5 protein-coding genes are annotated in these 13,632 nt (G+C 69.2%); 4 read left to right on the top strand and 1 reads right to left on the bottom strand.

The features are described from left to right. Positions 1-120: 120 nt before the first annotated feature. Positions 121-2,766, bottom strand: a complete 2,646-nt coding sequence (locus tag ACFCV8_RS31855) for a SpoIIE family protein phosphatase (RefSeq protein ID WP_376688969.1) — start codon at positions 2,764-2,766, stop codon at positions 121-123. Positions 2,767-3,168: 402 nt separating this feature from the next. On the opposite strand from ACFCV8_RS31855, the gene ACFCV8_RS31850 reads away from it, so the two are divergent. From ACFCV8_RS31850 to ACFCV8_RS31835, 4 genes are all read left to right on the top strand, one after another. Further along, complete coding sequence (locus tag ACFCV8_RS31850; protein WP_376688968.1) at positions 3,169-8,589, top strand: HAMP domain-containing protein; 5,421 nt, start codon at positions 3,169-3,171, stop codon at positions 8,587-8,589. Positions 8,590-8,833: 244 nt separating this feature from the next. After that, positions 8,834-9,508 carry a two-component system response regulator gene (locus ACFCV8_RS31845; protein WP_376688967.1) on the top strand — a complete coding sequence of 225 codons (675 nt, stop codon included), beginning with the start codon at positions 8,834-8,836 and terminating at the stop codon, positions 9,506-9,508. Between the two features lie 230 nt (positions 9,509-9,738). Continuing rightward, on the top strand, positions 9,739-12,510 hold the full coding sequence (locus ACFCV8_RS31840; protein WP_376688966.1) for a DNA translocase FtsK: 2,772 nt from the start codon (positions 9,739-9,741) through the stop codon (positions 12,508-12,510). Positions 12,511-12,713: 203 nt separating this feature from the next. Continuing rightward, positions 12,714-13,514 (top strand): helix-turn-helix domain-containing protein, encoded by an 801-nt coding sequence (locus tag ACFCV8_RS31835; RefSeq protein ID WP_376688965.1) that lies wholly within the window; start codon positions 12,714-12,716, stop codon positions 13,512-13,514. The last annotated feature ends 118 nt before the right edge of the window (positions 13,515-13,632 follow it).

Here is a 13,632-nt window from a genome sequence, read left to right as displayed (position 1 = left end):
TAGAGCGTCTCCATGGTAAGGAGAAGGTCTGCGGTTCGATTCCGCATTGGGGCTCAATAGAAAAAGGAAAGGCCCCCGCCAAACGGCGGGGGCCTTTCTCGTTGATGCTCGGATCACGGACTACACCGTGGGCGGTTCCGGCACGCGCATGGCGAGGATGGCCATGTCGTCCGAGGCCGGCTCGGCGGCGAAGCGCTCCACAGCCCGCAGGATGCGCGCGGCCACCGCACCCGCTGTGAGGCCGGTACAGGTCGTCAGCACTTCCGCCAGGCCGTCGTCGCCCAGCATGCGAGTGCCTTCACGCCGTTCGGTGATGCCGTCGGTGACACACAGGAGGACGTCACCGGGGGCGAGGGTGACGGTCTGCTCGTACAGTTCGAGGTCCTCGATGACGCCGAGCAGAGGCTGCGGTTCGGCGGCGGCCTCTACGGAGCCGTCCTGGCGCAGGCGCAGCGGCAGCGGGTGTCCCGCACAGACCACCTTCAGCAGGGCACTGCCGTCCTCCTGTGGCCACAGCTCGCCGTACAGGAGGGTCAGGAAGCGGCTTCGGGAACCCTCGTCCAGGATGGCGGCGTTGAGGCGCTCCAGGACGGCCGGCCCGCCGAAGCCCTCGCGGGCCAGCAGGCGCAGCGCGTGCCGTGCGAGGCCAGTGACGGCTGCGGCCTGCGGGCCCGTACCGCACACGTCACCGATGGCGAAGCCGTAGGCGCCGTCGCGGATGGGGAAGACGTCGTAGAAGTCGCCGCCGACCTCGTTGCCCTCGCCGGCTGCCCGGTAGATGACCTCGATCTCCACATTGGGGATCTCGGGCAGTCCCGGCGGCAGCAGACTGCGCTGGAGGGACTGGCTGATCGCCATGCGTTCCGAGTAGAGGCGGGCGTTGTCGAGAGCCAGCGCGGCACGGCGGGAGAGGTCCTCGGCCAGTTCCAGGATCTCCTGGCGGAAGTGGTCGCCGGACGGTTTGCCGAGCGTCAGCATGCCGATGACACGGTTGCGGGCCACCAGCGGCAGCACGACCGTCTCACCGCCCACGGCGGCCGCGGTGGCCAGTGTTGTACGCACGGCGGGGCCGAGCCTGCCCGGTTCGCCGAGCCGGCCGTTCTCGCCGAGGCCCAGGGTGCGCATCGAACTGCGCAGTGCCGCCTGGTGCGCGGCCTCGGACGGGGCCGTCCAGACCCGGACGCCGGGCGCCGGTACGGGTTCCGGCGGGGCGATCCGGGAGAGGAGGGCCTTGAGGTCGTCGATGAGGTCCTCGTCCTCGTGCAGCACGTAGGAGAGGTACGGGTCCGAGGCCTGGTCGGCGATCGTGTAGACGGCGCACCAGGTGGCCAGGGTGGGGACCGTCATCTGGGCCATCAGAGCCAGCGTCTGGTCCCGGTCGAGGGTTCCGGCGAGCAGGTCGGAGGCTTCGACGAGGAAGGACAGCGAGCCACGGCGGAGCCGCTCCAGCTCGCCCAGGCGGGCCGACTCCACGGCGAGCGCGATCCGGTCGGCGGCGAACTGGAGGCGCAGGGCCTCCTCGTTCGTGTAGCGGCCGGCCGCCTCGGCGGCGACCCCCAGGGAGCCCGTGAGCCGCCCCTCGACCTTCAGTGGGACGGTGACGACGGAACGCATGCCCGTTCCGGCGAGCAGCGGGACGGCGCCCGGGACGTTGTCGAGGTCCTCGTGGACCGCGGGCATCCGGGCGGAGCCGTACCGTCCGGTGCCGGCCTCCACCGGGACGCGGGCGAATCGCTGGCGGGCGGAGGGCAGGCCCGTGGTGGCCCGTACCTCCAGCTCCGTCTCGTCGTCCGTGGCCAGGAGCAGGAAGGCCGCGTCGGCGTCGAGCATGTCGCGGGCCCGTTCGGCCGTGCGCTGAAGCAGGCCGTCGAGGTCGTCGGGGGCGGGGGAGCCGATGAAGATCTCGAACGGGTCGGCCTTGCCGCTCTCCGCAGCTGCGTCGGACACCGGGGTGCGGGGCGGTGACTGGAGCACGGCACGCTCGTAGTCACGCACGAGCAGGCAGACCGTCGACGGATCGCCCTGCGTGTCACGGACCCTGAGGTGCGAGGCGTAGACGGGAACGATCCGGCCGTCGACGTCGCGGATTCCGTAGCTGCCCTCCCAGCGCGAGAGCTGGAGAGCATCGGCGATACCCGTGTTGGTGCCTGGCGTCTGCGGCCAGGCGGTGAAGTCCGTGAACTGTTTTCCGTCGACCTGCTCGGCGGTATGGCCGAAAAGGAACGTGGCGTCCTCGTTCCAGGCGGCGATGGAGCCGGTGCTGTCGATCTGGACGACCGCCACCCGTACGCGCTCGTCGGCGACCGGCAGGAGTCCCACGGGGAGCTGCGGGCCCGCGGACCGGATACCGACCGGGCGTTCCGGGAGGTCGAGCTGGAACCAGACGTGTTTGCGGGTGGGTGAGTACTCGACGCCCCACCGGGTGGCGAGTGCCGCGCAGAGCAGCAGCCCGCGACCGTTCTCACGGTCCGGGCTGCCGAATTCCAGGCCGGTGCTCTGGAGCGGGACCTCACGCTCCGGATAGTGGTCGGAGACCTCGATGCGGACTCCGTCCTCGGTGCGCAGACAGAGGACGTCCGCGGCGGTGCCCGCGTGGATCACGGCGTTGGTCACCAGCTCGCTGGTGAGGACGACCGCGTCGTCGACGACATCGGTGTAGCCCCACCCCTGGAGGGTGTCACGCACGAAGGCGCGGGCGGTCGCAACGGAGCGGCCGGCCGGGTCGAAGGTGGCGGCCGCACGCGCGGTGATCACAGCACTCCCCATATGGTGTCTCGTCGCTTCCCCGAGTCCTGTGCCCGTTTCTCGCCGCTTCGATACGCCTGCCAGGCTAGACGCTCGTTCTCGGTGCGGGATACACGAGGGGCGACTTCGAGCAGGAGCGAACAGGAACGGACCTGTGGCCGGACAAGTGTGGGCTTCTCGGCGGGAGGATGCGGGGCAACCCCCGGAGGTTGCGCTCCCGCGACGACGCGCCTGGTACGTTTCAACGATTTGACGTCCCCATGGTCACCCGTCGACGGTGGGCTGTGGCGGTGAGCCAAAGCAAGAACTGGGCAAGCTCCCAGATACGGCCCGAGCGATACGGTCAACCCCTGCGGGAGGGACACGGTGGAGTCTGGCGTGGCGGCGCGGGGCAAGAGCACGCGCACAAAAGGCGGACAGTCCGTGAAGAAACAGCGCAATGGAACCATCGATGTCGACGCGGCAGCGCTCAACAGACTGCTGGCGGGGCTGGTGGCGATGCGCGACGGGAATTTCCGCAGGCGTCTGACCGTCTCGGGCGACGGTGTGATGGCGGAGATCGCTGCGGTCTTCAACGAAGTCGCGGACCGGAATCTGCACCTCACCGGTGAGCTGGCCCGGGTCCGGCGGGTGGTGGGACGCGAGGGCAAGCTCACCGAGCGGCTGGAGACGGGCGCCTGCGAGGGCTCCTGGGCCGCCGCGATCGACGCGTCCAACGAGCTGGTCGACGATCTGGCCCGCCCGGTCTCGGAGGTCGGGCGGGTGCTGTCGGCGGTGGCCGACGGTGATCTCGAACAGCGGATGGAACTGCGCTCGCACACCTCCGACGAAACGGTGCGGCCGCTGCGCGGCGAGTTCCTGAAGGTCGCCCGTACGGTCAACAGCCTGGTCGACCAGCTGTCGGCGTTCACCGAGCAGGTGACCCGGGTCGCGGTCGAGGTGGGTACCGAGGGCAAGCTGGGCGGTCAGGCCCAGGTGCGCGGGATGTCCGGGTCCTGGAAGGACCTCACGGACTCCGTGAACACCATGGCGTACCGGCTCACCGCTCAGGTGCGGGACATCGCGCTGGTGACGACGGCGGTCGCCAAGGGCGACCTGTCGCGGAAGGTCACCGTCCATGTGGCCGGCGAGATGCTCCAGCTGAAGAACACCGTGAACACGATGGTCGACCAGCTGTCGTCGTTCTCCTCCGAGGTGACCCGGGTCGCCCGCGAGGTGGGTACGGAGGGCGAGCTCGGCGGTCAGGCCGAGGTGCCCGGTGTGGCCGGGGTGTGGAAGGACCTGACCGATTCCGTCAACACGATGGCGGGGAACCTCACCTCCCAGGTGCGTGGGATCGCGGAGGTGACCACGGCGGTCGCCAATGGCGACCTGTCCCAGAAGGTCACCGTGAGCGCCCGTGGCGAGGTCGCGCAGCTGGCCGAGACCATCAACCAGATGACCGACACCCTGCGGCTCTTCGCCGACGAGGTGACCCGGGTGGCCAGCGAGGTCGGCGGGCAGGGCCGGCTGGGCGGCCAGGCGAAGGTGCCGGGGGCGGCGGGGACCTGGAAGGACCTGACCGACTCGGTGAACACGGTCTTCCGAAACCTGACGACGCAGGTGCGGGACATCGCGCAGGTGACCACGGCGGTGGCCAACGGTGACTTGTCGCAGAAGGTCACCGTGGATGTCGCGGGGGAGATGCTGGAGCTGAAGAACACCGTCAACACGATGGTGGCCCAGCTTCAGGCCTTCGGTTCGGAAGTGACCCGGGTGGCCCGCGAGGTCGGTGTCGAGGGCCGGCTCGGCGGCCAGGCCGAGGTGCCGGGGGCGGCGGGGACCTGGAAGGACCTGACCGACTCGGTGAACGCGGCGTTCCGCAACCTCACGGGGCAGGTGCGGGACATCGCGCAGGTGACGACCGCGGTGGCCAATGGTGACTTGTCGCAGAAGGTCACCGTGGATGTCGCGGGGGAGATGCTGGAGCTGAAGAACACCGTCAACACGATGGTGGCCCAGCTGTCGAGCTTCGCCGACCAGGTGACGCGGATGGCGCGTGACGTGGGTACGGAGGGACGACTCGGCGGCCAGGCGCGGGTGCCCGGGGTCTCGGGCACTTGGAAGGAGCTCACCGACTCCGTCAACTTCATGGCCGGGAACCTGACGTCCCAGGTCCGCCAGATCGCCCAGGTGACCACGGCGGTGGCGCAGGGCGACCTGTCGCAGAAGATCGACGTGGATGCCCGGGGGGAGATCCTGGAGCTGAAGAACACCATCAACACCATGGTCGACCAGCTCTCCGCCTTCGCCGAGCAGGTCACCAGGGTCGCCCGCGAGGTCGGCACCGACGGGCGGCTCGGCGGACAGGCCCAGGTACCCGGCGTCGCCGGGGTGTGGCGTGATCTGACCGATTCGGTGAACGGGATGGCGGGCAATCTGACCGCTCAGGTCCGTAACATCGCGCAGGTTGCCACGGCGGTGGCGCGCGGTGACCTGTCGCAGAAGATCGACGTGGATGCCCGGGGGGAGATCCTGGAGCTGAAGAACACCATCAACACGATGGTCGACCAGCTGTCGAACTTCGCGGAACAGGTGACCCGGGTCGCCCGTGAGGTGGGTACGGAGGGCATTCTCGGCGGTCAGGCCGAAGTGCAGGGCGTGTCCGGTACGTGGAAGGACCTGACCCAGTCCGTCAACCGCATGGCCAACAACCTGACCATCCAGGTCCGCAACATCGCCGAGGTCACCACCGCGGTCGCCAACGGAGACCTTTCCAAGAAGATCACCGTCGACGCCCGGGGCGAGATCCTCGAACTGGTCACGACCGTCAACACCATGGTCGACCAGTTGCTCAACTTCGCAGACGAGGTGACGCGGGTCGCCCGCGAGGTGGGCACGGAAGGCATCCTCGGCGGTCAGGCGCGGGTGCCGGGCGCGACGGGCATCTGGAAGGACCTGAGCGACAACGTCAACCTGATGGCCAACAACCTGACCAGTCAGGTGCGGAACATCTCCCGGGTCTCCTCGGCGGTCGCCAACGGTGATCTGCGGAAGAAGGTCACGGTCGAAGCGCGCGGCGAGGTCGCCGAACTCGCGGACACCGTCAACACGATGGTGACGACGCTGTCGTCGTTCGCCGACGAGGTGACCCGGGTCGCCCGCGAGGTGGGTACGGAGGGCGAACTGGGCGGCCAGGCGCGGGTGCCCGGGGTCTCCGGGACGTGGAAGGACCTGACCGAGTCGGTGAACTCGATGGCGTCCAACCTGACCGGTCAGGTGCGCCAGATCGCCGCGGTCACCACCGCCATCGCCAAGGGCGACCTGACCAAGAAGATCGACATCGACGCCCGGGGCGAGATCCTGGAGCTGAAGAACACCATCAACACGATGGTCGACCAGCTGTCGAGCTTCGCCGAGCAGGTGACCCGGGTGGCCCGTGAGGTGGGTACGGAAGGACAGCTGGGCGGCCAGGCACGGGTCAGGGACGTCGACGGCACCTGGCGCGATCTGACCGAGTCGGTCAACGAGATGGCCGGCAACCTCACCCGTCAGGTGCGCGCCATCGCGGCCGTGGCCACCGCGGTGACCCGGGGCGATCTCAATCTGAAGATCGACGTGGACTCGGCCGGTGAGATCCAGGCCCTCCAGGACAACATCAACACCATGATCGCCAACCTGCGCGACACCACGGCGACCAACAAGGAACAGGACTGGCTCAAGGGCAACCTCGCCCGGATCTCCGGTCTGATGCAGGGCCGCCGCGACCTGGACGACGTGGCCTCGCTGATCATGAGCGAGCTGACCCCGGTCGTCTCCGCGCAGCACGGCGCGTTCTTCCTGGCCATGCCGACCGGGGAGACCGGGGTGGGCGCGGACAGCGACGAGGAGGGCTCGTACGAGCTCTGCATGCGGGGCAGCTACGGCTATTCGGCGGGCTCGATGCCGACGTCCTTCCGGCCGGGCGAGACGCTGATCGGCACGGCGGCCGAGGAGAAGCGCACCATCCAGGTGGACAACGTGCCGCCGGGTTACCTGAAGATCTCCTCCGGCCTCGGGGAGGCGCCGCCCGCGCATGTGATCGTGCTGCCGGTGCTCTTCGAGGGGAAGGTCCTCGGTGTGATCGAGCTGGCGTCGTTCCAGCCGTTCACCCACATTCAGCGGGACTTCCTCAACCAGCTCGCCGAAATGATCGCGACGAGCGTCAACACCATCAGCGTCAATACGAAGACCGAGAAGCTCCTCGAGCAGTCCCAGGAGCTGGCCGTGCAATTGCGGGACCGTTCCCAGGAGTTGGAGAACCGGCAGAAGGCGCTTCAGGCCTCGAACGCGGAACTGGAGGAGAAGGCCGAACTGCTGGCCCAGCAGAACCGCGACATCGAGGTCAAGAACACCGAGATCGAGGAGGCCCGGCAGGTCCTGGAGGAGCGCGCCGAACAGCTCGCGGTCTCGATGCGCTACAAGTCCGAGTTCCTGGCCAATATGTCGCACGAGTTGCGTACGCCGCTGAACTCGCTGCTCATCCTGGCGAAGCTGCTCGCGGACAATGCCGAGGGCAATCTCTCGCCGAAGCAGGTGGAATTCGCCGAGACGATCCATGGAGCCGGTTCCGATCTGCTCCAGCTGATCAACGACATTCTCGACCTGACGAAGGTCGAGGCGGGGAAGATGGACGTCAGCCTGACCCGGATCGCGCTGGTCCAGCTGGTGGACTACGTGGAGGCGACATTCCGGCCGCTCACCGCGGAGAAGGGGCTCGATTTCTCCGTACGGGTATCGCCGGAACTGCCCGCGACCTTGCGTACGGACGAGCAGCGACTGTTGCAGGTGCTGCGGAATCTGCTCTCCAACGCGGTGAAGTTCACCGACAGCGGGGCGGTGGAGCTGGTCATCCGGCTCGCGAACGAGGACGTGCCGAACGCCATCCGCGAGCAGCTCCTGGAGGCCGGCTCGCTGCGTGACGCGAGCGCGGATCTGATCGCGTTCTCGGTCACCGACACCGGAATCGGAATCGCGTCCAGCAAGATGCTGGTGATCTTCGAGGCGTTCAAGCAGGCGGACGGCACGACCAGCCGCAAGTACGGCGGTACGGGGCTCGGGCTGTCCATCAGCCGGGAGATCGCCCGGCTGCTGGGCGGCGAGATCCACGCGGCGAGCGAGCCCGGCCGCGGATCGACGTTCACGCTGTATCTGCCGCTGCACCCCAGGGAGTTGCCGCAGCAGGGCTACCCGCAGGCCGGGGCCGGTGAGGTGTCCGGCTCCGGTGTCGAGGAGGGGCTGCTGCCCGAGGGTGGTCCGGCCGTGGAGCCGGTGGCCCCGACGCCGGGGGCGGCCGGTGTCTCCGGGCTGATGCGGCGCCGTCGCAAGAGCCTGGAGGGCGCGGAGCGGCGGCCCGCGCTCCCGTCCCGGAGCAGTGCACCGTCGGCGCCGCAGGAGCCGTGGGCGCTCGCGGCGCAGGAGGAGCCCGAGGTTCGCCGGACGTTCCGGTTCCGCGGCGAGAAGGTGCTCATCGTCGACGACGACATCCGCAATGTCTTCGCGCTCACCAGCGTGCTGGAACAGCACGGGCTCACGGTGCTGTACGCGGAGAACGGCCGGGTCGGGATCGAGGTCCTGGAGCAGCACGACGACGTGGCGGTCGTCCTGATGGACATCATGATGCCGGAGATGGACGGCTACGCCACGACGACGGCGATCCGCCGGATGCCGCAGTTCGCCGGGCTGCCGATCGTCGCACTGACGGCGAAGGCGATGAAGGGGGACCGGGAGAAGGCGATCGAATCCGGTGCTTCCGACTATGTCACCAAGCCCGTCGATCCTGATCATCTTCTTTCCGTAATGGAGCAGTGGATGCATGAGAAGTGATCATTTGTCGAGCGAATCACGATGAGTTGCTGATCGACTATGTCCGCAGGGGTGTAGGAAGGCGCTGTACGGGGAACCTTCTGGTCCCCCACCGCGTTTCTGCTGTGTGCACAGTGACATCGCGGTGACAGGGTGTGGCGACGGGCGGGGTGCGGCTACCATGACCGGCACAAGGACGGACGGCGCAAGGGAGTCGTCCCCTGGGGCGGCGCCCGGTGCATTTCCGGGGCGAGGAGGACGGGCCATGGTGCAGAAGGCCAAGATCCTCCTGGTCGATGACCGGCCGGAGAATCTGCTGGCGCTGGAGGCCATCCTCTCTGCGCTCGATCAGACCCTGGTACGGGCATCGTCAGGGGAGGAAGCGCTCAAAGCGCTGCTCACGGACGATTTCGCGGTCATTCTGCTGGACGTCCAGATGCCGGGCATGGACGGTTTCGAGACCGCCGCGCACATCAAGCGGCGGGAGCGGACGCGGGACATCCCGATCATCTTCCTCACCGCGATCAACCACGGCCCGCACCACACCTTCCGGGGTTACGCGGCCGGCGCGGTGGACTACATCTCGAAGCCGTTCGACCCGTGGGTGCTGCGGGCCAAGGTCTCGGTCTTCGTCGAGCTGTACATGAAGAACTGCAAGCTGCGCGAGCAGGCGGCGCTCCTGCGCCTCCAGCTGGAGGGGGACGCGGACGACCCGGGCCGCGAGAAGGAGCCCGCGGGGCTGCTCGCCGAGCTCTCGGCGCGGCTCGCGGCCGTCGAGGAGCAGGCCGAGGCGCTCTCCAAGCAGCTCGACGACGAGTCGGCGGACGCCGCCGCCGTGGCGACCGCCGCCCATCTGGAGCGCAAGCTGACCGGGCTGCGCCGGGCGCTCGACGCCCTGGAGCCCGGCACCGGCAGCAGCGCCGCCGCGCTGCCCTCGTAACGCCGCCGCCGCGGCGCCGGAGCCCTCCGGGCCGTGCGATTCCCGGCCGGGGGCGGGCGGTTGCCCGGGCCACGGGTCCAACTCCGCGCCGTCCAACGCTGTTCGGTACGCCGGAGGAGCGGCGGCCGACGGTGAACGGGCGTCAGTTCACGTCCTCCGCGCAGCGACACGGACGGGTGAAGCGATGGTCGCGCGTGTTAACAGCCATCAACACCGGTAACCTCGGCACCATGGCCTCACGTACGTCCGGCAAGGGTTCCCAGGGCACGGCGGGCACCGCGAAGAGCGTCGGCCGTAGCGCGGGGCCGGCCAGGAAAGCCGCGCCCGCCAAGAAGACCGCAGCGAAGAAGACCGCGCCCGCGAAGAAGACTCCCGCCAAGAAGGCGCCGCCGCCCAAACCCGCCCCCTCGCCCACCAGCGGTGTGTACCGCCTGGCACGCGCCGTCTGGCTCGGCACGGCGCACGCCGTCGGCGCGACGTTCCGCGGCATCGGGCGCGGCGCCAAGGGGCTCGACCCGGCGCATCGCAAGGACGGCCTCGCGCTGCTGCTCCTGGGACTCGCGCTGATCGTCGCCGCGGGCACCTGGTCGAACCTGCGCGGGCCCGTGGGCGACCTCGTGGAGATGCTCGTCACCGGGGCCTTCGGCCGGCTCGACCTCCTCGTACCGATACTGCTCGGTGCCATCGCCGTACGGCTGATCCGCCATCCCGAGAAGCCCGAGGCCAACGGCCGCATCGTGATCGGGCTCTCCGCGCTGGTCGTCGGAGTGCTCGGCCAGGTCCACATCGCGTGCGGATCGCCCGGCCGTGAGGACGGCACCACAGCGATGCAGAACGCGGGCGGGCTCATCGGCTGGGGGGCCTCCAAGCCGCTCGTGTACACGATGGGCGAGGTGCTCGCCGTACCACTGCTGCTTCTGCTCACCGTCTTCGGGCTGCTCGTCGTCACCGCGACGCCGGTCAACGCGATCCCGCAGCGGCTGCGGCTGCTCGGCACGAAGCTGGGCGTCCTCCACCCGGAGTACGACCCCGAGGGGGGCGAGGGGAACGACGACGAGCGCTACGAGGATCAGTGGCGCGAGTCGCTGCCCGAGCGCTCCCGCCGCTCCCCGGCACGCCGCTCCGAGACAGCCGCCGACCACGACCCGGAGCAGGCCGAGGCAGAGGCGCTCTCCAAGCGCCGACGGCCGCGCAGGCCCTCCGTGCAGCCCGCGATGAACCGCACCATGGACGCGGTGGATGTGGCGGCCGCCGCGGCAGCCGCTCTCGACGGGGCGGTGCTCAACGGCATGCCGCCCTCGCCGATCGTCGCCGACCTCACCCAGGGCGTGGCGGTCGAGCGCGACCGCAGGGGCACACCGGTGCCGGGCGCCAGGGAGGCCGAATCCGGCTCCGGCGGCGGCAAGGGCGGCCGGCCGGAGAAGGCGGCGGTTCCCTCGGGCAGCGTGCCCGACCTGACCAAGAGCGTGCCGGACTCGCAGTCCCAGCCGCTGCCCGCCCGCGCCGAGCAGCTCCAGCTCTCCGGCGACATCACCTATGCGCTGCCCTCGCTCGACCTCCTGGAGCGCGGCGGCCCGGGCAAGACCCGCAGCGCCGCCAACGACACCATCGTCGCCGCGCTGACCAACGTCTTCACCGAGTTCAAGGTCGACGCCGCCGTCACGGGCTTCACCCGCGGGCCGACGGTCACGCGGTACGAGGTGGAGCTCGGCCCCGCGGTGAAGGTCGAGCGGATCACCGCGCTCGCCAAGAACATCGCGTACGCCGTCGCCAGCCCCGACGTACGGATCATCTCCCCGATCCCCGGAAAGTCCGCGGTCGGCATCGAGATCCCGAACACGGACCGCGAGATGGTCAACCTCGGCGACGTGCTGCGCCTCGCGGACGCGGCGGAGGACGACCATCCGATGCTGGTCGCGCTCGGCAAGGACGTCGAGGGCGGCTACGTGATGGCCAACCTGGCGAAGATGCCGCACGTGCTGGTGGCCGGTGCGACCGGTTCCGGCAAGTCCTCCTGCATCAACTGCCTGATCACCTCGATCATGGTGCGGGCGACCCCGGAGGACGTCCGGATGGTGCTGGTCGACCCCAAGCGCGTCGAGCTGACCGCGTACGAGGGCATCCCGCACCTGATCACGCCGATCATCACCAACCCGAAGCGCGCCGCGGAGGCGCTCCAGTGGGTCGTGCGCGAGATGGACCTGCGCTACGACGACCTCGCCGCGTTCGGGTACCGGCACATCGACGACTTCAACCAAGCCGTCCGCAAGGGCAAGGTCAAGCCGCCCGAGGGCAGCGAACGGGAGCTCTCCCCGTATCCGTACCTGCTGGTGATCGTCGATGAGCTCGCCGACCTGATGATGGTGGCCCCGCGCGATGTGGAGGACGCCATCGTGCGGATCACCCAACTGGCCCGCGCCGCCGGTATCCACCTGGTGCTCGCGACGCAGCGGCCCTCGGTCGACGTCGTCACCGGCCTGATCAAGGCGAACGTGCCCTCCCGGCTCGCCTTCGCGACCTCTTCGCTGGCCGACAGCCGGGTCATCCTCGATCAGCCCGGCGCCGAGAAGCTCATCGGCAAGGGCGACGGCCTGTTCCTGCCGATGGGGGCGAACAAGCCCACCCGTATGCAGGGCGCCTTCGTCACCGAGGAGGAGGTCGCGGCCGTCGTCCAGCACTGCAAGGACCAGATGGCACCGGTCTTCCGCGACGACGTGGTGGTCGGCACCGCCAAGAAGAAGGAGATCGACGAGGAGATCGGCGACGACCTGGACCTGCTCTGCCAGGCCGCCGAACTGGTCGTCTCCACGCAGTTCGGATCCACCTCGATGCTCCAGCGCAAGCTCCGGGTCGGCTTCGCCAAGGCCGGCCGGCTGATGGACCTGATGGAGTCCCGGAACATCGTCGGACCGAGCGAGGGTTCGAAGGCCCGGGACGTCCTCGTGAAACCCGACGAACTGGACGGGGTGCTGGCCGTCATCCGCGGGGGATCCGCCCCGTAGGTGAAGTACGGGCAACCCTTTGGCCGGGTCGTACGTCAACCAGGAGGGAGGGGCGGCAGAATTGTCCTCCCGGGACGGTCCGGGGAATCGGACGGTGTTCGAGTCCGATGGAGGACAAAGGCCCTCCTCCCGGTTGCCCCACCCTTTCGTCACCCCCCTAGACTGAACACCCAGCAGGTGGCTCACGCTCGAAAGGCGCCCCCGTGTCCATCGGCAACTCCCCCGAAGACGACCGGCCTTCGATCGGTCGAGCGCTTCAGCAGGCTCGTATCGCCGCAGGTCTCACGGTCGAAGAGATCAGCTCGTCCACCCGGGTGCGCATCCCCATCGTGCACGCGATCGAGGAGGACGACTTCTCCCGCTGCGGCGGCGACGTGTACGCCCGCGGCCATGTCCGTACTCTCGCGCGTGCCGTCGGCCTCGACGCGGACCGGCTGGTCGCGCAGTACGACGCGGAACACGGCGGCCGGCCCGCGCCCACACCCGCGGCCCCGCTGTTCGAAGCCGAACGCATCCGTTCCGAACCCCGTCGTCCGAACTGGACGGCGGCCATGGTCGCGGCGATCGTCGCCGTCGTCGGTTTCGTCGGCTTCACCGCCCTGAAGGGCGGCGACGACACCACCGGGTCCACCCAGCTCGCGGAAGGGTCGACGCCCGATACGAAGACCCCCGCGCCGAAGACCCACAAGCCCGTCGACCCCAAGCCCGCCCCCTCCGACAGCGCCATCGCGGCCGCCCCCAGGGACAAGGTGACGGTGCGGCTCGACGCCAGCCAGGGAAAGAGCTGGATCTCCGCCAAGGACCACAACGGGCGGCTGCTCTTCGACGGCCTGCTCCTCCAGGGCCAGACCAAGACCTTCCAGGACCAGGAGCGGGTCGACCTCGTCCTCGGCGACGCGGGCTCGATCGAACTCTTCGTCAACGGCAAGAAGGTCGAGGACAAGTTCCAGCCGGGCCAGGTCGAGCGGCTCTCCTACACCAAGGGGGACCCCGCGGTCGGCTGAACCGTACACGCAGCGTTTCCCCGTACGGCATCGACGACACGGCGAGGGCCCCGCGCCCCCCCCGCGCGGGCGCCGGGGTTTTTTAGAGGTGTTAAAGGCAGAACCCGGCCGGCGGGGC

The sequence above is a fragment of the Streptomyces sp. NPDC056347 genome, from assembly GCF_042262625.1.
In the GTDB taxonomy this organism is placed as follows: Bacteria; Actinomycetota; Actinomycetes; order Streptomycetales; family Streptomycetaceae; genus Streptomyces.
Note: the sequence above shows the minus strand (reverse complement) of the source record. Positions and strands in the feature narration are given on the sequence as shown.

What these genes read in the sequence shown, in the direction of transcription:
- ACFCV8_RS31855 (WP_376688969.1), bottom strand. Translation starts at nt 2,766, where the DNA reads ATGGGGAGTGCTGTGATCACCGCGCGTGCGGCCGCCACCTTCGACCCG.
- ACFCV8_RS31845 (WP_376688967.1), top strand. Translation starts at nt 8,834, where the DNA reads ATGGTGCAGAAGGCCAAGATCCTCCTGGTCGATGACCGGCCGGAGAAT.
- ACFCV8_RS31840 (WP_376688966.1), top strand. Translation starts at nt 9,739, where the DNA reads ATGGCCTCACGTACGTCCGGCAAGGGTTCCCAGGGCACGGCGGGCACC.